The following is a 20,231-nucleotide window of genomic DNA, read 5'->3' as shown; positions in this document are numbered from 1 at the left end:
ATTCTTGGCCAACTGAAAGACATCTTTTGCACATGCGCGGAGCGTGACACGCTTTGACTTCTCCAGACATTTCCCAAGCCCTGCTTTCCAGCATTGAGAACAAGAGCGCCAAAGCGGGCGTAATCGGCCTCGGCTATGTGGGCCTGCCCCTTGCCATGACGATCGCCAGAGCTGGTTTCAAGGTTGTCGGTTTCGACATCGACCCCGGTAAAATTACTGCGATAGATGCGGGTCAGAGCTATATCGAGGCGGTTTCGGATGCCGTGCTCGCAGGAGCCAGGCAAAATGACGGCTTTGTTGCCACATGCGACTTCTCCAGACTGGCCGAGTGTGACGTGATCGCCATCTGCGTACCGACGCCGCTGACGAAGTATCGCGAGCCAGACCTTTCCTATGTCGAGAAGACCTGTCACGACATTGCCGCGCATCTGCGCAAGGGGCAGCTTGTGGTGCTGGAATCCACCACCTATCCCGGCACGACCGATGGGATTGTGAAAACCATTCTGGAGAGCACCGGTCTCGTCTCAGGTATCGATTTCTTCATCGGCTTTTCCCCCGAGCGGGAAGATCCCGGCAACCGGGACTTTGAGACGTCGACCATTCCGAAGGTCGTTGCGGGTGACGGCGAGGCCGCTGGGCAGCTGATGGCGGCTTTTTACGGATCGGTGGTCAAGAAAATCGTTCCGGTCTCGACCAATGCGACGGCGGAGGCCGTGAAGATTACAGAGAATGTCTTCCGCGCCGTCAATATTGCGCTCGTCAACGAACTTAAGGTCGTCTACGAGGCCATGGGTATCGATATATGGGAAGTCATCGATGCGGCAAAAACCAAGCCGTTCGGTTTCATGCCATTTTATCCCGGCCCCGGTCTTGGCGGTCACTGCATACCGATCGACCCTTTCTATCTCACTTGGAAATCTCGCGAATATGAATTGCCAACGCGGTTCATCGAGCTTGCAGGTGAAATCAACACCGGCATGCCGCGCCACGTTGTGGGGCGGGTTGCGGAAGCGCTCGACATCCATTCCGGCAAGGCGCTCAGCCGCTCGAAGGTGCTGGTCGTCGGTCTCGCCTACAAGAAAAATGTGCCCGATATTCGTGAAAGCCCTTCATTGAAGCTCATCGAGCTTGTTCAGGAGCGCGGTGGCGAAGCGGCCTATTTTGATCCGCATGTGGCCGAAATCCCGAAGACACGGGAATACAGCCACCTGATGGGCATGAAGTCCGTCTCCTGGGACAGGCAGTCCATCAGCGCTTTCGATGCTGTTCTGGTTGCGACCGACCATGACAATGTGGACTATGCCGACCTTGCCGAATGGGCTCCGCTGATCATCGACACGCGAAACGCCTTCGCGCGCCGGGGCATTTCCGCAAGACACATCATCAAGGCCTGATAACGGACGGATCATGAGCAGACTGGACAGTTTCATTCGCCGGTTGACCGCGCAGCGTGACATTCTCAATCATGTCGCCGCCAATCTTGATATGCCGCATGAGGGTGCGCTCATGGAAATCGGCCTTGGAAACGGGCGAACTTTCAATCATCTGCGGGAACTGTTTCCGGGGCGCAGGATCATTGCGTTTGACAGGGCCATGGGTGCCCATGCTTCGTCCGTTCCGGCAGACGAAGACCTGGTGATCGGCGAGATATCGCAGACCGCTCCCGCATTCGTCGGTGCGGAAGCGGCAATGGTGCATGCCGATATCGGCACGGGCTATCCGGAAAAAGATGCGATCACATTGACATGGTTGCCCGATCTCGCCGCCGGCATGCTGGCGAAAGGCGGCGTCGCTGTCAGCGGTCTGCCTCTCGATCATCCCCTGCTGAAACCGTTGCCGGTTCCGGAGAGCGTGCCGACAGACCGTTATTTTCTCTATCGCAAGATATAAAAGATCGGTCCGGCCGCAAACTTCCGGGTCCTGTCACAAATAGCGTTCGCTCTCTTCCTCCGAGAGTAGAAACACCTTCATTTGTGAGTTTCGACCGCGAATGGAGACCTGTTCGCTTCTGAGATCGGCAATATCCTGTCCCGCCTGTATGATGGCCGGTTCGGAGACCACGATTGCGGCGCCAAATTCCTTGGCTTTGGATTCAAGCCTGCTTGCCACGTTGACGGTATCGCCAATGGCCGTCAGCGTTTTGGCAGCCCCATATCCCATGACCCCGACGATGCTCGGACCTGCGTGAATGCCAACCACCACCTCAAGACGCACGGCGAATTGTTTCTCCAGCCCTTCGTTCAGGATCGCAATATCCCGCAATATGATTGCTGCCGCCTTCATGGCATTGCGACAGGCGTGCTGGCTGTCGTCGCCTAGTCCAAAAAGCGCCATGGCGCCGTCACCGATAAATTTGTCGAGATGGCCCCCCGCCTGTTCGACGGCCTGGCCGACGATGGTGAAATAGCGGTTCAGGAGAAAGACGACATCGTAGGGCAGCTTCGCTTCCGACAAAGTCGTGAAATTGCGTAGATCGCAGAAGAGAATGGCGATCTCCTCTTCTCGGCCCGGCCGGGCCGGCTGGGCGTCCGCCGGCAGGTCACTGTGCTGGGGCGGTGAAACCAGAAGGGCAACGCCGAGATCATGGGTGGGACGCAGCTGGCAGCCGAGCCGCACATCCGAATCGGCATGGATGCGTCTTAATGTGGTTTGCTCGATGTCTCCGGGCGGAGGGAGCTGCCCCTTGCTTTCCATGACTCTCACCCGGCAGGTCGAACATCGTCCTTTACCGCCGCATACGGAATAATGCGGGATGCCTGCCAGACGGCTGGCTTCCAGAATGCTGAGTCCCGCCGGCACGCGCGCCTGCGCACCATGTTCGTAGCGGATTTCGATGGCCGTCAACCGCTGTCGCCAGCTTCTTACACCGCGCATCGCGAAGACCAGCATCACCGCGCCGGCAAAAATCGCCTCTGTCGTCCCGGTGATAAACCGGATTCGTGTTTCCATCTCCCGCTGCAGCGGAAGTTCGTCTCTCTGAACGATCGTGTCGCCCAGTCCCGGAGGAAGCGCATATTTGCGGTCGACTTCCTCGAGCCAACGGCCGGCATCGCTGAAGCCCAGCAGCGCCAGAAGCGGCAGCATCACAGCTATGGTCATGAAGATGCCGGCGATTTTCGGGTACCAGTCGCGATAACGCAGCCAGAAATAGAGGCCGATACATCCGTGTATCCAGATGACGATCAGGGCGAGACTTTGCCACGCGCCTCCCACGGGATTGTTGATCCAGAGCCGGCGGACGACGGTATAATAACCGATGTCGATGCCGTAGAGCATGTGCGACACGCGGATGTTCACTGCATGGCTCAGAATGAGGAAGGGGATCGACAGGCCGAAGATGACCTGAAGCGCTTCACGAAGCGGCATGCGCAACGTTCGACGCTGGTAAAGCGAGCGCAGGACCAGGCTGACATGCACCAGGACCGATCCGTAGAAAAGCAGGCTGCTAACAGGGTTGAGCCAGATGAGGCTGAACCATTTTCGAGCCCGTTCGGCGGTGTCGATGGAAATGAGCGCAAGGGAATGATTGAAAAGATGCGAAAAGACAAAGGCAAATATAATCAGGCCGGATAAAATCCGGGCGCGTCTCAAACTGGTTTCCGAAAAGAAACGGATCATGCAAATCCCATCGTGAGGTCGTTCGGCCCAGAATCATCAGTCGGTCGATCGTCGCGTCTTTAGTGCATGACATCTCGTGGCAATATCGTGGAGCAAACGAGCGGCGATGGTCAATTATGCGTGTTTAAGTACCCGAAGCCACCAATGACTGGTGAGGCCTCTTCAGATTTCCGGTCAAATAGTCACGCGAAGTCAAAAACACCATGACGGCGGCTATCAGATTTCGATGACCTGACCGTCCATGGCTGCGAATGCGCCGCTGAACAGGGCTTTCGCCTGTTTTTCGATCATGTCCAGCTCTTCGTCGCTGCGGCTTGGGGCATGATGGATGAAACCGACATTTTTCGCATCGGCCAACTGGGCGAGGCGGATCGCCTGCTGCCAGGACGAATGGCCATAGCCGCGATAAAGGCCCATCTCGTCATCGGTAAACATGGCGTCATAAAGGAAAAGATCGGTATCCCGGATGAGATCAAGCACAGTTTCGTCGATGCCGCCGGGCTCGTGTTCGGTATCGGTGATGATGGCGAGGGACTTTCCCTCCCAGTCCAGCCGGTATCCGACGGCGTTGCCAGGATGGTTCAGCATGCCGGTTCGGATCGAGAGGCCCGGATGAACGTCTAGGGTATCACCGGGCATGAAATCCCGCGTGTCGATTTTTGCGCAGCAAATTTCCAGCGGCACGGGAAACCAGGGCGGGCTCATGAAGTCCTTGAGCATTTCCCGTGTCGTCATGGTGCCCGCGAGATGACCCGACCAAATCGAGACGTCATTGCAGCTATTATAGAATGGCTTGAAATAGGGAAAACCGACAATGTGGTCGTAGTGGCAATGGGAGAAGAAAAGATCGACGTCGGTAACCCCTTCCGCCCGAAGCGCCATGCCTGCGGGATGAAGTCCCGACCCCGCATCGAACAAAAGAACATGGTCGCCGCATCGAACCTCGATGCAGATGGTATTCCCACCGTATTTTCGGAAGTTTTCACCTGAAACAGGAAGCGTTCCCCGCGCCCCCCAGATCTTCACCCGAAAATTTCTGTTACTTTCCCGACCCGCAGTGTCGGAATTGAACGCCATGACACACCCCAATGACAACGGAATCTTGCACGCTTTCCTCCCATGAAGCCCGTTGTCTCTATAGATCTTATTTCCCGCCCTTTTTGGGCGGATGCCTTTACCCCTTATTCAGTCAGCATTTCATTTATATTGCAATAGTACGACATTTATTTTTCCAATATCGACCGCCGGGGGAGCATAGAATTGCCGCTTATGTTCTGGCGTTTGTCCTGGCTTTGCTGAGTTCAGCCGTCGTCTGGGTGAGACGTTCGGCCAGAACGCGCATGACCTTGATAGTGATATCGGGGAAATCGGACATCAGCTTGAAGAATTGTTCCTTGCCGATCCGAAGAGCTTCCACATTGGTGGAGGCGCGGACGGTGGCGGTTCTGACGCTGTCGCAGAGAATTGCGATTTCCCCGACGATGGCGTTGCCCGTCATTTCCGCCACTTTCAAAGTACCAGAGGGAGAATCGACAAGAACATCAACCTTTCCGGTCAGCAGCACATAGGCCGCGTCGCCGACGTCACCCTGCCGGAACAGCACGTCGCCGGCGTGATAGGAAACGCGGTCCGATGCGAATGCGAGCAGTTTCAACTTGGAGGGTTCCATTTCGGAAAAAAACGGCACCCTTTTCAGCATCTGAATTTCGTCTTTGAACAGCATTGCCTTACCCTGTTATTGTTCCACCTCGGTCACATTCTTGGAATTATGTCGCGACCATCTCCTTGAATGTACCGTTTTCCTCGACCAGAGTCTCGTAACTTCCGTCAGCGGTGATCAGCCCCTGATGAACAACGATGACCCTCTCGAACATGCGCGAGAGGTGCGCATTCGACAGAACCCATATGATCGAGGGGTTATTGTTGTTCTGTTTCAGGAGTGTGATGACCCGTTCAACAATTTCTTCCTGCTGTCTCGGGTCGAGGCCCGGAAGCGGGCGGTTGAAGACGTAAATGTCGGATTTCCGGATCAGCGCCCGTGCCAGATTAAGCTTCTGGCGCTGTAGCGGGCCTAGTCGTTTGCCGCCTGCACCCAGATTGAAATCCAGACCCACCGCCAGCACCCGTTCGTAAACGCCCTGCTTGCGCATGACGTCAGCAACGATGCGGGTGATGCGCCTTGAAGCATCGGTGTAGCGGTGGCTTACCTTGCCAAAGAGGATATTATCCAGAAGACTGGTGGCGCTCATGTATTTGGTCGGATCGTAGATTTCGATCACGTTTTTCAGACTGTCGGGCAGCTTCTCATGGAACATGTGCCGGACCTCGACGATGCGGTTCATGATTTCCGGCGTCAGCAGGCCGAAACGCTGGCGGGGCTCGATATAGAAGAAGCTCAGCCGCAGCATCGCGCGTTTTTCGCTTTCATTGGCCTCGTCGAAATTCCGGCCCTGAAGGCGTTGCAGCATCTGCTGATAGACCGGAATATCGTCAGGCGTCATGAAGGTGAGCTGCTGGAAGAAGGGGTGATCCCCCGGCAGATCGGCGAAGATTTCCACGATGTTCTCGGCGATCGTGTAGCCCATTTCGAACAGGGTTTTGACCAGGCCGGTCTCGCGCATCAAAGAGCGGAAATAGTCGCTTTCGATGACCGTCCTGATTGACTGGGACGAGTCCCGCATGGTGCCGAAAAGCAGGTTTTCGCCGACCGTCGCCTCGCTATTGTAGCTCTCCAGCTCGAAAGGCGCGATCAGGCCGCTCAGATTTTCCTTTTCCAGCTCGGCGCGCAGGACATGTCGCAATTCAACGATCCGGGCGGCGAGATGCAGGTCTGTCAACGGGTCGATCGACGATCGCAGGGCGAATTCCAGAATATCCTGCGACAGTTCCACACTGTCGAGAACAGCTAGAATGGCCTGTATGAGATTTTCCGGTTTGCCGTCGCCTGCCGGACTCGAAGCATAATCGATCCATTCGCTGTTGATGTCGATCAGCGGATTGCCGGCCATCTTCGCTTCACGGATTTCCCATTTGCGATGGTCCAGCGCCGCGCCCTCATAGTTTTTCTCTGCAAGCGGCGCGTGTTTGAGACCGTATAGCAGGTTGTCCTTCAGGCTGGCATGGAAGAAATAGCTGTCCGAGGACACGTAGGAGATGCGCCGTCCCGTCAGCGATTCCGGCAATTCCAGAATGTCGACGTCGTTGATGCTGATCTTGCCTGAGCTCGGCCAGAGCGTGCGGCCTATCGCATCCGCCAGTGCCTCGCCTCCGGCACCACCGACGATGGCGATAACCTCACCCGGCTCCATCTTGAGGGATGCCTGTTCCAGAAGCCGGCTGCCGCTATCGTCTTCGAGCGTCAGATTGGCGACGACGAGCGGTGCGCTGATGGCTGCGACGGCACCGGGAGAAAGTTTCTGCACCTTCTCGTCGATCATGTTCGGCGCATCGAACTGTTCGAAGACCTGCTCGTACTTTACCTGCACATCCTGCCGGGCCTGATCCCAGTCGATCAGCTCCTTCAGCGGCCCTGGCAGTTCCTTATAGGCGTTGATGACGGCGACCAGCTGCCCCACATCGAGGCTGCCCTTCAGGGTCAGATATCCGCCCAGCGCATAAAAGAAGAAGGGGGTCAGCTGGGCAAGGAAGTTGTTGATGAATTTGACCAGAAACTTCCACTGGTAGAGATCGTAGCGAATCTTGAAGATGTCGCCGAGGCGATGCGAAGCATCCGCACGCTCGTAATTGGACGTGTCATAGGCATGAATCGTGCCGATGCCGTCGACCATTTCACCGATACGTCCGGCGAGCTGGCGTGCACTCAGCTGCCGCTGACGGCCGAGTTCGATGAGGCGGCGGCGCATCTTGGGAATGATGCCGACCTGAATTGCCGCCATGAAGGCCGCGATCAGGCCGAGCCAGAAGTTCTGCACGAGAATGAAGAAGAGGGCGGAGAGCGCCTGGCCGCCGAGAAGGGCCGGCTGCACGAAGGCGTCGCCGGTAAAACCGCCGAGCGGCTCTACCTCGTCCTTCACCATGCTGGAGATTTCTGCACCCTTCACCCGTTTGAAATGGCTGGGCGGAAACCTCAGGATCTTGTCGATAAGTTCGAAGCGAATACGCCGCAGAAGCCGTTCGCCAAGCCGGCCCTTGTAGGTATTGATGTAATATTTGAAGAGCCCATTGATGATAACAAGCGCAAGGAACGTCAGGCTGAGCGCCATCAGCATCGACATGCGGTTGAGCTCAAGCCCCGGGAACAGGGTCACGGTGCCCCAATAGGGGATATCGACCGTGAGATGCATGAAGAGCTGGGTTGCATTCGCTCCTTCGAAGCCGTCTCCCTGAATGGGGCCGTTGACGATCTGCTTGGGCAGGTCGAAGGCGAGGAAATAAGGGATCATGGACAGGGCGACGATCAGCAGGATGAAAAGCTGCTGCCGCTTGGTATGCGACCAGATGTAACGCGTAAGGCTTTGTTCCATATAAAACTTCTATGACCTGTCGGGGCGGGCCCGGCGTGTTGGTTTGCGCGGTGTCTAGATGATCCGGCGGCCGGGTGGCGCAACCTCCTCCTGCAAATAGGTATGTGACTCGCTATTTATCAGCATATTCAAGCGGTTTCGAGAAAAATAGCGGCTCAAACGCGACCTGTCGCCACGCGAAGCCATTCTGTCTGCATCGCATGCGTTTTCGTCGATCCAGACGACATGGTATTTTTAGGATTCTCTAATGTTATTGTTTTTATTGTAGAACAGGCATTAAGACACTTCGGTATAATGATCCCGTAATGGTTGAGCCCGACGCTGGCGCAATGGTGGCAAGGTCTATGGCAATAGATATTTCAGAGCATACAAGCAGCAATTCTTCCCTCGATGCATTATTGCTTTCCGGCATCGCGGCGGACGGCACGATCGCCCGTCCGGTTTCCTTTGACGGGCTTGCGGGTATTTTTCATCCGGCACGCCAGGACTTGCGGCAGGAACACGCCGTTCTTTTTGTCAGCCCGTGGGGCATGGAGGAGCTTTGCAGCCGCAAGTTCCAAAGGGTTCTGGCCGAACGGCTTGCGGCTTGCGGGGTCGCCAGCCTGCGGTTTGACTATCTTGGCACCGGAGATGCACTTGATCCGGAAGATGCGAGCCGCGTGGCGGACTGGCTTTCCGATACGCGGGCGGCGCTGAACTATCTCAGGCGCCTCTCCGGATGCTCGGGCGTGGTCGTCATCGCCCAGGGCCTCGGTTGCCCGATCGCTGCGGAGGCGCTTGGCGGAGCCGCCAGCTCCATGGCGTTTCTGGCACCCGTCGTCTCAGGACGTGCCTATCTGCGCGAACTGGCGATGTGGTCTTCGATGATCGACGATGGACTTGGCCTGCGTGCCAGCCAACGCATGCCACAGGCTGGTGCAATCGCCGGCATGGCGATGCCAGCCGGTGTGGCCGATATCGTCAAGAAGATCAATCTTTCGAATCTCGATGCCGCTCCGGCTCGCCGCATTCTCGTTCTGTCGAGACCGGGCCGCGTCACGGACGGTGATTTCGCCACACACCTCACCGCAATCGGCGGTGAGGTGGAGGAGGCCGAATTTTCGGGCTATGACGATCTCGTTTCCAGTCCCACGCTGTCGAAAATATCGGAAAATGTGGTGAGCCGGCTGGTGGGCTGGGTCTCTTCTCAGACACAGGCCTCAGGCTCCGCGGCCTGCCCGGCTGATTTCGTCATCAACGCGGCGCAGCGCGGTCAGGGTTTTTTCGAACAGCCGGTGCAGTTTGGTGAGGGCGGGCGACTTTTTGGCGTTTCCTGCACACCGCACGACCGGCGTGCGGTCTCCTCGGTTCTGCTGCTCGGGGCGGCCTATGACCGGCACGCGGGCTGGGGCAGGCTTTCGGTGCAGATCGCCCGGGCGCTTGCCCGGGAGGGCGTCGCTTCCCTCCGTTTCGATGCGGCCAACATTGCCGATAGTCCGCCGGTAAAAGGCGTGCCGGATCAGGTTCTTTACGATGCCGCGCAGAATGACGATGTGTCCGCCGCGCTCGATTTCCTCGAACGGGGCAGCAATGGTCCGTTCATCGCGGCGGGCCGATGTAGCGGCGCATACCTTGCCTTTAATGGCGCGCTTGTCGATGGCAGGATTGAAGCGGTGGTTGCCGTGAACCCGGTTGTCTTCCACTGGCGGAAAGGCCGTTCGGTCGATGAGGCGTTGCACAAGCGGCCCCGCTCCTTTGGGGAATACAGTCAGCGCTTTCGTCAGGGCGCCACGTTCAAGCGTCTCATCAGCGGCGATGTGGATGTTGTCAGTGCCGGATTGAATATCGTCAAGGCGACGATGAAGAAGCTTTCGACAAAAACCGCGAGGCTGTTCCGCCGTGGCAGCGAGGAAGGACGGGCCGTATACCGCGCTTTCGATCTGCTGAAGGCAAAAGGGACTGCCGTCAATCTGCTTTACAGCGATAATGATGATGGTCTTGAGCATTTCCGCTATTATTTCGACGCCGACGGGCAGGGGCTGTCCGCCTATCGAAATGTGTCGCTGACCATCATCCCCGATGCCGACCACAACCTCTCCACGCCTGATGCGAAGAGAACCTATATGGAGACCGTGACGCGCGTGGCCCTAAAAGGAAAATCGCCGCCTGGACCCCAATGACACCACGTCACCGGAAGGAGGCGTCTGAGATCCTGCGGTCTCCGGCACAAGGCCGATCTTTCTGCTCTCGCCGGGGGCAAGGTGGAACCAGTTTTCCGAAGCGCGGTAACCTTCTGCGGCAACATGGACAGACTGCGCCAGACGGTCAGTGCCGATCTCAAGCGACCAGATATCGTTGTTTTGGCTGATGGCGACCTGGAGGTTTGCCGCGTGCAGCGCCTTTTTCCGGCCGAGCGGAAAATGGAATGCATCAGCAATGACTTGTCCGGTCGCAACGTCGCGAAGCCGGGCCACCGTGACATCATGGGACGGCGGGCCGAAACGGTAAGTGTAGGTCGTATCGAAAAACGCCCCGAACAGATCAGTCGCGGCAATCGTCTGGCTCTGTCGCGATGACAGCGTGATCGACCGCTTGGCATGAACGACGGGCTGGGCGCCGTCGCGCAGGCAGGTGAGTTCGAGCATGCTCTCGAAGGTGTCGCCGGTCTCGTTGATCAGCTGAATGTCCAACCCGTTCGTGCCCTCGTCGAGCAGATTGACTTGGACGGGGCGAAACGCCCTTTTCAGCGCATGCCAGACGGATTTCGGCCTGCCGGTGGCATCGATGATACCCCAGCCTGCACCGGGAAGGAGGTCCTGCAGGGTCCAGACAAGAGCGCCCTGGCAGGATGAACCGCTGCGCCGCCATTCGGCGAAAGTCGCCTCCATGACTTCGGCCGTCGCGGCCCGGGACATGTCGAGATAAAGACCGCCGTCTTCTCGCCGCAGAACGTCCGGTTCGACATCGTAAAGCAGCTTCAGATAGTGATCGCGAACATCCTCGAAATCCCAGGAGGCGCCGCGATCGCGCGGTGCATGCGCTTTCCACCGTGGATCGTGCACGGCCACGCCGGGTAGATACCTGTCCAGCGTTTCCTGTTCGGGAACATTGGCGAAGGCCAGGCACTCGGCGGCAAAGCGCAGACCGGCGCGACGCGCATCTTCCAGCGGACGGCAATAGGCGCCGACGCCGTAATAATGGCCGACCCCGGTGTTCGGAAAAAAGGGCAATGCGCCGCCGGAGGGGGAATTGGCGACATAGGCCGCGTCAGGCCGCTTGTCGGCAAGAAGTTCCGGCAGAACCTCTTCGGTCAGCGTTCCCTTCCATATCTGTTCCGGAAGGCCGAGCATCGCGCCCTGCTGGTACATTTCACTGCCACCGCAAAAAATGGCGAGCGATGGAGAAAGCGCGGTGGCTTCAAGGAACTGCGAGATTTCCGTGACGATGTGCTGGCGCAGACTCTCGTCCCTTGCCGGATAATCGAAATTGGCGAGCATGGCGTCCTGCCAGACCATGATGCCGAGTTCGTCGCAAAGTGCGAAGAATTCCGGGGTCTCATAGGTCATGGTGCCGCCGATGCGGATCATGTTCATGCCCGCTTCCGCTGCTTTTCGAAGCCATGGCTCGTAGTCCGGCCTCATTCCCGGCAGGTGCACGATGTCCGCCGTCGTCCAGACCGCGCCACGACAGAACACCGGTTGACCGTTCACCCTGAGGCCGAAACCTTTACCGTCGTCGCCGTGATCGATCTCGACCTGCCGGAAACCCGTGCGTGCAAGGCGATGTTGCGTGCCGTCCAGCTCAAGAACGACGTCATGCAGAGTTGGCCTGCCATGCGTGTGTGGCCACCATTGTTCCACATCAGTTATGCGCAGTTCGCCGGAAAGTGTGCCGCCTTCGTCTAGAGAAAGATCGGCGCTGTGACCGGCGCAGCCAAGCTTTGCCGACTTTATCGGGCGGTTGCCTTGCAGCGCGATGCTAACCCTTCCCGTTCCGGCCCCGTCCAGCGAAGATTGCAGCGTGCAGAGAATTCCGTTCTGCCGTATCAGGCTGATGGGTCGCCATGGGCCGGCGGCGTGTATTTCCGGGCACCATCCAGGCATATAACCCAGTGCAGTGGTGCGGATCAGCCGCAGCCCCTGCGTATTCATCATTTGCGGCCGCCAGCGAGCGCGGGGACCGGTTTTTTCAAGTCGGGGTGCCAGCGCTCTGAAGCAGATCGCGAGTTCATCCGCACCCGTCAGTTCCACAGGCACTTCCAGTCTTTCAAACATGCTTTGGCTTGCCGCGATCAGCTCACCGTTGAAGAAGATCTCCGCGATGGTGGAAAGACCGTCGAAGCGCAGGGTGGCACGCTCCCGGACATCGGAAATCATCGTCAGCCTGTACCAGGCGTCCCTGTCATTGAGGGGCGTCGGAGCGAGGCGGTCGAACTTTTCAGCGGCTTCCAAAGCCTGCGCCACGGTTCCGGGAACGGAGACATGGAGGCTTTCGAGCGAGGCGGGAATATCGGAGGGCGTTTCATAGGCATCGGCGGGCGTCAGCGCCAGCGTCCAGCCTTCGCTCAGCAATTCCTCGCTTTCACCCGGAAGATAGGTCCTCACGCGGCCTCGCTGGCATCAGACAGTTTTTTGCCAAGGCTTTGCATCAGACCATCCCATGCATCCGCGGCCGGATCGAGAACGGTGGCCAGCGCATCGAATTTGCGGCGGGTGACGGCGCGCGCAAGCTGGAACTGCACGGTCTTGGCAACCTCGGAGATTTTTAGCGCGTGGTTCTTTGCCTCAGAAAAACTATCCGCGTCCAACCATTCGAAGTGGCTTGCCGCCAGTTCGAAATTGGCACCTAGTTGGCGTAGCGTATTGAACGCGTATTTGTGGAAAAACCCGAAGGGCCGGTCTGCGACCTTTTCCACCTGTGCCGGAAACACCTTTGCAAAGGCCCGGACCGGGTTGGAGGAAGGTCGCCGGGAAAAATGAAACTTCAGGAGCCGTTCGGCGGTCTTGCGAACATGCGCCGGTGAAGGATTGCCGTCCGCGAATTTCGCAAATTCCGTATAGGGCAGGAAAGGCGGGTCGGTTTCAGCCAGATGATGCTGGAAAAGCCCGTCAAAGTCCTCGCCGGAGAGATGGAAGAAGCCGGCATTGTGAAAATAGTCGAGTTCCCGCTTTTCGAGATCGAGCCGGTTGATGGCGATCGTGGTCTTGCCGTGTTCCTTGCGGTAGCCCACCCCATGGGTATCGGGCATATGGAAACTGTCCATCTCGATCAGACAGATGCGGCCGCGTTCCAGCTGCGCCTGGATGTGGTTTTCCACCTTATCGAAGATCGCAAGCTCGGTGGCGCGAACGCCATAAAGGGCTTCGAGGTCTTCCAGCGGCACCTTGAAGAAGGTGAACTGGTCGCCTTCGAAGTCCTGCGTCAGGGTGAAACCGAACATGGCTTCCGGGGATAAGCCTTTCGAGGCCAGCACCTCGATCCATAAATCAATATAGCAATTGGTTTCCGGCCACATTCTTTCGGAAGAATGAAGCGGATGCTGCACATAGTTTTTGGGATCGAGACCGGGAAAAATCTGCTGCATGGATAATCAGCCCCAGAGTGTTTCCACGACTTTCGCAGGCCATTTCTTCACGTCGAGACCGTGATGGGCAAACAGTGCCAGCGCGATGCGTTCAAGGCCGAAACCGACGCAGGCGGTGTGGGCGACATCGCCATTATCGAGGTTCAGACCCCATTTCTGGCCGAAGGCGTCCTGATGGTAGTTAAAGCTCATGCAGGCTGTCGGGCTGGTCGTTGACGTGACCGGGATCAACAGTTCGAATTTCAGGTTCTGGTCGCGCTGGTTGTTGGCGAGCATCTTGCCCGCGCGGCCGAAGAAAGGATCGTTGGCGATATCGATGGTGACATCGAGCCCCACCGCTTTCATCATCTCAACGCCGCGATCCATCCAGGTCTGGCGGAATTCGGTGACGTTGGCCTCGGTGCCCATGCAGACATATTCGCGCATGCGGAAAAGCTGCTGGCGGGCCGGATCCTTGGAGGGCTCGTGGCGGAAGCAATAGGACTGGATGTCATAGAGACCGCCGCCGGCAGGCAGCGCGCCGCGCTTGGCGATCGTTGGATAAAGCGGGTAGCAGGCCGCTGGCGTCAGTACGATATCGGTTGCTTTCTGATCCTTGGTCCAGTCGCCGCCCTCATCCATGGTCTTCAGCAGGCTGACATGGTCCAGTTCGCAGCCGCAAAAGGAATGGACCGTGCCGGCGAGCTGCGGGAAGCTCTTCATGTAACCGCTTTTTTCGAAATAGGCGCGGTTGATGCCGGGCGGGAAACGGATCGCTTCAGCGCCATCGGCGCCACCGGTGCGGTCGATCAGCCGCTCGAAGGCGGCAATCACGTCCTCGAACTGGCCGCTGCGTCCATAAAGACCGTCCACACCCGTTTCAATCAGCAGGCCTTCTTCGAACAGTCGATCGAGGAACGATGTTTGCATGTCCATGGTCTTATCCCAAGAGGCTGGTGTCCTGCCTGTGAACCAGCAGGAGATTGGCGGAATTGCCGAGAATACGGTCGTTGGAAATCATCAGACGGGCGGAATGCGCGTCGCGCAGATGCCGGCCGAGGCTGTAGGGCGTGCCATTCTTGTAGCCCATGATGCCGCAGACCAGCATGGCGTGGTCGATGATCTCGAGAATGGTTTCCGAAGAGCAGATTTTCACATTGTTCATGGCAACCGCAAAGGCCATCGACATCAATTTTTCCGGATCGCTCTTGGTGTCCTCGTAGGCCTTGATACCGGCTATGATGTTGGATTTCACCACCTGCAGCTTGGTGGAAACCTCGGCAAGGCGGATCGCGCCGGGAGGAGCCGTTCCGGGCGACTTGCGGGCCGCAGCTCTGACAAAAGATTGGGCGCGCAGCACCGCATCCGACGCGATACCATACCAGACGGCGCTCCACAGCAGATGCGAGCTTGCAAGCATGGATTGTGCAGCGATTTCTGCGAAAGGCTTTGGGAAAATCTGCGCCGCCGGCGCTTCGCCGCGGAACAGGAAGCCGTCCGAACAGGTGCCACGCATGCCGAGCGTATCCCAGACATGGGTCTTCTCAAGCGTATACTGTTTTTTCAGGAAGACGGTCATTACCTGATCGGCGGGCGCGGCATCCTTGTGGGCGCGCGACGTAATCAGGATCGCATCGGCGTTGCTTCCATAAGAAATGACCGTGGCGTCCTTCTCCAGCCGGCAGCTATCACCTTCGACTTCGATTGCGCAGATGGAGTTACGCAGATTGCCGCCGATGCCGCCTTCGGTCGTGGCGGAACCGAGCAGAAGCTGTTCGCCGGCGACGCGGCGCATGAAGTCCGCGTGCCATGCGCTCGCCTCTCCATGTTCCACAAGGCTCGACAGTTTGATGTGGTGCATGGCGAAAATCATCGCCGTTGCCGAACAGGCCTGCCCAAGCCGGGCGCAGATATCGGCGATTTCCTGAAGGGAGGCACCTTCGCCGCCCAGCAGTGAGGGGACCTGTATGCCGAGCAGACGTTCCTGCCTCAATGCATCAACGGCTTCCTGCGGAAAGCGGCCGGTGACATCCACCTCGTCCGCATATTTGGCGGCAATTGCCGCAACACGGCCCGCGCGCGCGGACAGCGTTTCATCCTGCGGCGCGACGGTGACGTTCATCAGGCTGCCTCTTTACCATCGAGAATGAGTTTAACAGTGTCTTCAATGGCCTTGATGCTGGCGAAAGACTTGCGGTTCAGCAGATTGTCCGGGAATTCGATATCGAATGCTTCTTCGATGCCGAGCATCAATTGCACCGATGCAAAGGAAGAAAGGCCCGCCGCGTAAAGATCGGCTTCATCTGCAATCGTATCGACGGGGGTTGGAAGCTGGCCGAATTTTGCCAGTATTTCACGTATAGTCGCATTCATTCCGACGTATCTCCCATGAATTTCACATCAGGATGGTTTGTGCTTATGGTTACGTTGCAAACGATAATATTCGCCTAAACCGTTAGGTTAATTACAACTAACGGCAGCATGCGCCATTCCCGCACCTTTGCCAAGCATGGATCGCCGGTCTTGACAAAAGCCTAAGGGTGTTTTTTGCTGGGGCCATTCACCAGGGGTGTCCCGTCAAGGGGCTGAGATTCTGCTTTCATGCGCAGTGACCCGTTGAACCTGATCCAGTTCATACTGGCGTAGGGACGGTGCAAAGACCTGATGTCGGGCGGCGCATGGCGCCGCGTTTCGGCACACAGGTATTTTCCATCATTCCGGCTCGAACTGGGTCTCCACTGTTAAACTTTGGAGCCTCAAGATGAATATCGCTGCCAAGACTATACCGCTCGTCGTTACAACCGGCCCGCATGCCGCCTCCACGAAAATCCATAAGCCGGGCGTTTTGCATCCGCATATCCGCGTACCGATGCGCGAGATCGCAGTGCACCCGACGGCGGGCGAGCCGCCGGTCACGGTTTATGATTCCTCAGGTCCCTATACCGACCTCAACCATCCGGTCCTGATCGAAAAAGGTCTGCCGCGTCTGCGTCATGACTGGATCGTCGCGCGCGGTGATGTCGAGGCTTACGAGGGACGGCACGTCAAACCGGAAGATAATGGTTTCGCCACCGGCGAACGCCTGACGCCTGAATTTGGTGTACGTCATCAGCCGCTGAAAGCGACGGCGGGCAAGGCGGTGACGCAACTTGCCTATGCGCGGGCGGGCATTATCACGCCCGAAATGGAATTCATCGCCATTCGCGAAAATCTCGGGCGCGAGGCAGCGAAGGAGAAGCTCGCGCGTGACGGTGAGAGTTTCGGCGCGCATATTCCTGATTATGTCACGGCGGAATTTGTGCGTCAGGAAGTGGCGTCGGGCCGCGCCATCATTCCAGCCAATATCAACCACCCTGAACTTGAGCCGATGATCATCGGCCGCAATTTTCTCGTCAAGATCAATGCCAATATCGGCAATTCCGCCGTCACCTCCTCAATGGCGGAAGAGGTTGAGAAGATGGTCTGGGCGATCCGCTGGGGTGCGGATACGGTCATGGACCTTTCAACCGGCCGCAACATCCACAATATCCGCGAATGGATCATCCGTAATTCGCCGGTGCCGATCGGCACCGTGCCGCTTTATCAGGCGCTGGAGAAGGTGAACGGCATTGCCGAAGACCTCGATTGGGAAGTGTTCCGCGATACGCTGATCGAGCAGGCGGAGCAGGGTGTGGATTATTTCACCATCCATGCCGGCGTGCGGCTGCATTACATCCCGCTCACCGTCAACCGCGTCACCGGCATCGTCTCACGCGGCGGCTCGATCATGGCCAAGTGGTGTCTGCATCACCACAAGGAAAGTTTCCTCTATGAGCATTTCGACGAGATTTGCGACATCTGCCGTGCTTACGACGTCTCCTTCTCGCTGGGCGATGGCCTGCGTCCCGGCTCGATCGCTGACGCCAATGATGCGGCGCAGTTTGCGGAGCTGGAAACGCTGGGTGAGTTGACGCAGATCGCCTGGGCAAAGGATTGCCAGGTGATGATCGAAGGCCCCGGCCACGTGCCGATGCACAAGATCAAGGAGAATATGGACAAGCAGTTGAAGACCTGCGGCGAAGCGCCCTTCTATACGCTTGGGCCGCTGACCACGGACATTGCGCCCGGTTACGACCACATCACGTCCGGCATTGGTGCTGCAATGATCGGCTGGTTCGGGACCGCCATGCTCTGCTACGTTACGCCGAAGGAACACCTCGGTCTTCCGGATCGTAATGACGTGAAGGTGGGTGTCATTACCTACAAGATCGCTGCCCACGCCGCCGATCTCGCCAAGGGGCATCCGGCCGCGCAAGTGCGGGACGACGCGTTGTCACGTGCAAGGTTCGAGTTCCGCTGGGAGGATCAGTTCAACCTGTCGCTCGATCCCGATACGGCTCGGTCCTTCCATGACGAGACGCTGCCGAAGGAGGCGCACAAGGTTGCGCATTTCTGCTCCATGTGCGGACCGAAATTCTGCTCGATGCGGATTTCCCACGACATCCGCGCCGAGGCGCAGAAGGAGGGGCTTGAGGCCATGGCCGCGCGCTTCAAGGAAGGCGGTGAGCTTTACATGCCGCTTCCGACGCCTGCGAATGCCGAATAAAATGCACGTCCTTGTCAAGGGAACGGGGGTCGCCGGTTTGACGGCGGCCTTCGAACTGGCGCGGAGGGGCGTTGTTGTCGAGGTGTCGGAGCGCAATGCCGAGCCTTCTCGTGGAGCGTCGTTTTATGCAGGCGGCATGCTGGCGCCCTGGTGTGAGCGCGAAAATGCGGAGGAAGCGGTCCTGACGCTTGGCAAGGTGGCGCTTGACTGGTGGGACGAGGCAACTCCCGGCCTTGTGGTTCGCAATGGCACGCTGGTCGTCGCGCCAGCACGCGACAGGGTAGAGCTCACGCGTTTCGCATCGCGGACCAGCGGTTATCGCTGGGTGGATGAGGGCGAGATCGCCGCTCTGGAGCCCGATCTTGCGGGTCGCTTCCGCTCCGGGCTCTATTTCCCGGGCGAGGGGCATCTCGATCCGCGTCTCGCGCTGAAATCGCTACATGAGCGGCTTTCTATCATGGGTGTGCGGTTCCACATGGGCATCCCTGTCGATGAACGATTGTTCGACCGGGCGGTGGACTGCACCGGAGCTGCAGCAGTGGAAGAAATTTCCAACCTACGCGGCGTGCGTGGAGAGATGATCTACCTTGCTACCTCGGAGCTATCCCTCTCCCGTCCCGTCCGGCTGTTGCATCCGCGCATTCCGCTTTACATCGTCCCGCGCGAGTCTGGCCGCTTCATGGTGGGCGCCACGATGATCGAGACGGAGGATGCCGGGGCCATTTCCGTCCGTTCGATGATGGAGTTCCTGAATGCCGCCTATGCCGTGCATCCGGCTTTTGCCGAAGCTCGGATCATCGAATCCGGCACGGGTGTGCGTCCTGCTTATCCCGACAATCTCCCCAGGGTCATGCAGGACTGCCGGACCATTTTCATCAACGGCGCGCACCGGCACGGCTTTCTGCTTTCTCCGGCCATGGCGCGGCAGGCGGCTGACATCATTCGCCAAACTCTCTCAGAAGGAACAGAATCATGAAACTTCTTGTCAATGGCGACGAGCTTGATCTCGCCGCCGAGACGCTGGCCGGCCTGCTTGCCAGCCTCGAATACGAAGGCGATTGGCTGGCGACGGCGGTGAATGGCGAACTGGTGCATTCGGAAGAGCGCGCCGATTATCAACTGAAGGATTTTGACCGCGTCGAAATTCTCTCGCCGATGCAGGGAGGCTGAGCCATGCTGATGCTTTATGGCCGTGAGGTCTCGTCCCGTCTTCTCCTTGGTACGGCGCGGTACCCATCCCCCGCCGTGCTCGCGGATGCGGTCCGGGCCAGCAACACGGATATTCTGACGATTTCGCTGCGCCGGGAAATGGCGGGCGGCAGGAAAGGCGGGCAGTTTTTCGAACTGATCCGCGAACTGGATCGAAACGTCCTGCCGAATACGGCTGGCTGCCACACCGCCAAGGAAGCTGTGCTAACGGCAAAGATGGCGCGCGAGGTGTTTCGCACCAACTGGATCAAGCTGGAGGTCATCGGCCATCACGATACGCTGCAGCCCGATGTCTTTGCGCTTGTGGAAGCCGCGAAAATCCTCTGCGACGATGGTTTTGAGGTCTTTCCCTATACGACCGACGATCTGGTCGTCGCCGAGAAGCTGCTGGAGGCGGGCTGCAAGGTTTTGATGCCGTGGTGCGCACCGATTGGTAGCGCCATGGGACCGCTCAATCTGGTGGCGCTGAAATCCATGCGGGCGCGTTTCCCCGACATACCTTTGATTGTTGATGCCGGTATCGGCCGCCCGTCGCATGCAGTCACCGTAATGGAGCTTGGATACGATGCCGTTCTGCTCAACACGGCGGTGGCGGGGGCGCGGGACCCGGCCGGCATGGCCGAAGCTTTTGCTCTGGCGATAGAAGCCGGCCATCAGGCATATATTTCCGGACCGCTGGAGCCGCGGGACATGGCCGTTCCCTCGACGCCCGTGATCGGGACTGCGGTTTTTTCCTGATCGCGGCTCGTCGCCGACCTCAGGCGTGTCACGTTTTGCGTTGACAGTGCCTGAT

At 58.2% G+C, this 20,231-nt stretch carries 15 protein-coding genes, 1 pseudogene and 1 riboswitch; of the genes and pseudogenes, 7 read left to right on the top strand and 9 right to left on the bottom strand.

Annotated features, from left to right (window positions below):
• The first annotated feature begins 53 nt into the window (after window positions 1-53).
• Entirely contained in the window at window positions 54-1,394 is a 1,341-nt protein-coding gene (locus EYD00_RS10995) for a nucleotide sugar dehydrogenase (protein WP_004443682.1), read from the top strand.
• 13 nt (window positions 1,395-1,407) lie between these two features.
• The gene (locus EYD00_RS10990; RefSeq protein ID WP_004443681.1) at window positions 1,408-1,890 is read left to right on the top strand and encodes a class I SAM-dependent methyltransferase; all 483 of its coding nucleotides are present in this window, start codon (window positions 1,408-1,410) and stop codon (window positions 1,888-1,890) included.
• 33 nt (window positions 1,891-1,923) lie between these two features.
• Here the strand turns inward: EYD00_RS10990 and EYD00_RS10985 are convergent, their stop codons facing one another.
• The 4 genes from EYD00_RS10985 to EYD00_RS10970 form a co-directional block, all read right to left on the bottom strand.
• Window positions 1,924-3,618 (bottom strand): adenylate/guanylate cyclase domain-containing protein, encoded by a 1,695-nt coding sequence (locus EYD00_RS10985; RefSeq protein WP_004443680.1) that lies wholly within the window; start codon window positions 3,616-3,618, stop codon window positions 1,924-1,926.
• A gap of 216 nt (window positions 3,619-3,834) precedes the next feature.
• A complete protein-coding gene (locus EYD00_RS10980) occupies window positions 3,835-4,536 on the bottom strand; it encodes an MBL fold metallo-hydrolase (RefSeq protein WP_034500134.1) in 702 nt (233 codons plus the stop codon).
• Window positions 4,537-4,885: 349 nt separating this feature from the next.
• Window positions 4,886-5,341 (bottom strand): cyclic nucleotide-binding domain-containing protein, encoded by a 456-nt coding sequence (locus tag EYD00_RS10975; RefSeq protein WP_004443676.1) that lies wholly within the window; start codon window positions 5,339-5,341, stop codon window positions 4,886-4,888.
• A 43-nt stretch (window positions 5,342-5,384) separates the two neighbouring features.
• Window positions 5,385-8,102, bottom strand: a complete 2,718-nt coding sequence (locus EYD00_RS10970) for an ABC transporter ATP-binding protein (protein WP_004443674.1) — start codon at window positions 8,100-8,102, stop codon at window positions 5,385-5,387.
• A 344-nt stretch (window positions 8,103-8,446) separates the two neighbouring features.
• Here EYD00_RS10970 and EYD00_RS10965 point away from each other — a divergent pair, with 344 nt between their 5' ends.
• Window positions 8,447-10,261 (top strand): alpha/beta hydrolase family protein, encoded by a 1,815-nt coding sequence (locus tag EYD00_RS10965; protein ID WP_004443671.1) that lies wholly within the window; start codon window positions 8,447-8,449, stop codon window positions 10,259-10,261.
• Here the strand turns inward: EYD00_RS10965 and EYD00_RS10960 are convergent.
• From EYD00_RS10960 to EYD00_RS10940, 5 genes are read right to left on the bottom strand one after another with little or no spacing between them, the layout of a single operon-like run.
• Window positions 10,229-12,685: a glycoside hydrolase family 2 protein gene (locus tag EYD00_RS10960; protein ID WP_004443667.1), complete on the bottom strand. Its 2,457-nt coding sequence runs from the start codon at window positions 12,683-12,685 to the stop codon at window positions 10,229-10,231. The genes EYD00_RS10965 and EYD00_RS10960 overlap by 33 nt on opposite strands.
• Complete coding sequence (locus tag EYD00_RS10955) at window positions 12,682-13,665, bottom strand: DUF1839 family protein (RefSeq protein ID WP_004443665.1); 984 nt, start codon at window positions 13,663-13,665, stop codon at window positions 12,682-12,684. The genes EYD00_RS10960 and EYD00_RS10955 overlap by 4 nt, the downstream gene beginning before the upstream one ends.
• A 6-nt stretch (window positions 13,666-13,671) precedes the next feature.
• Window positions 13,672-14,580: an amino acid--[acyl-carrier-protein] ligase gene (locus EYD00_RS10950; protein WP_004443662.1), complete on the bottom strand. Its 909-nt coding sequence runs from the start codon at window positions 14,578-14,580 to the stop codon at window positions 13,672-13,674.
• A gap of 4 nt (window positions 14,581-14,584) precedes the next feature.
• Complete coding sequence (locus EYD00_RS10945; RefSeq protein ID WP_004443659.1) at window positions 14,585-15,766, bottom strand: acyl-CoA dehydrogenase family protein; 1,182 nt, start codon at window positions 15,764-15,766, stop codon at window positions 14,585-14,587.
• Window positions 15,766-16,017, bottom strand: a complete 252-nt coding sequence (locus tag EYD00_RS10940) for an acyl carrier protein (RefSeq protein ID WP_003504852.1) — start codon at window positions 16,015-16,017, stop codon at window positions 15,766-15,768. The genes EYD00_RS10945 and EYD00_RS10940 overlap by 1 nt, the downstream gene beginning before the upstream one ends.
• Before the next feature lie 182 nt (window positions 16,018-16,199).
• A riboswitch (TPP riboswitch) is annotated at window positions 16,200-16,311 on the top strand.
• Window positions 16,312-16,405: 94 nt separating this feature from the next.
• Here EYD00_RS10940 and thiC point away from each other — a divergent pair.
• The 4 genes and pseudogenes from thiC (at window position 16,406) to EYD00_RS10920 (ending at window position 20,176) form a co-directional block, all read left to right on the top strand.
• Window positions 16,406-18,229 carry a phosphomethylpyrimidine synthase ThiC gene (gene thiC / locus EYD00_RS10935; RefSeq protein ID WP_004443642.1) on the top strand — a complete coding sequence of 608 codons (1,824 nt, stop codon included), beginning with the start codon at window positions 16,406-16,408 and terminating at the stop codon, window positions 18,227-18,229.
• A 1-nt stretch (window position 18,230) separates the two neighbouring features.
• Window positions 18,231-19,233, top strand: a pseudogene (thiO, locus tag EYD00_RS10930) (glycine oxidase ThiO).
• Complete coding sequence (thiS, locus tag EYD00_RS10925; protein ID WP_004443639.1) at window positions 19,202-19,399, top strand: sulfur carrier protein ThiS; 198 nt, start codon at window positions 19,202-19,204, stop codon at window positions 19,397-19,399. Before thiO ends, thiS begins: the two are co-directional and overlap by 32 nt.
• A 3-nt stretch (window positions 19,400-19,402) precedes the next feature.
• A complete protein-coding gene (locus tag EYD00_RS10920) occupies window positions 19,403-20,176 on the top strand; it encodes a thiazole synthase (RefSeq protein WP_004443635.1) in 774 nt (257 codons plus the stop codon).
• The last annotated feature ends 55 nt before the right edge of the window (window positions 20,177-20,231 follow it).

This window comes from Agrobacterium sp. 33MFTa1.1 (genome assembly GCF_004328495.1).
GTDB lineage: Bacteria > Pseudomonadota > Alphaproteobacteria > Rhizobiales > Rhizobiaceae > Agrobacterium > Agrobacterium pusense.
This window is presented reverse-complemented; position numbering and strand designations above follow the sequence as displayed.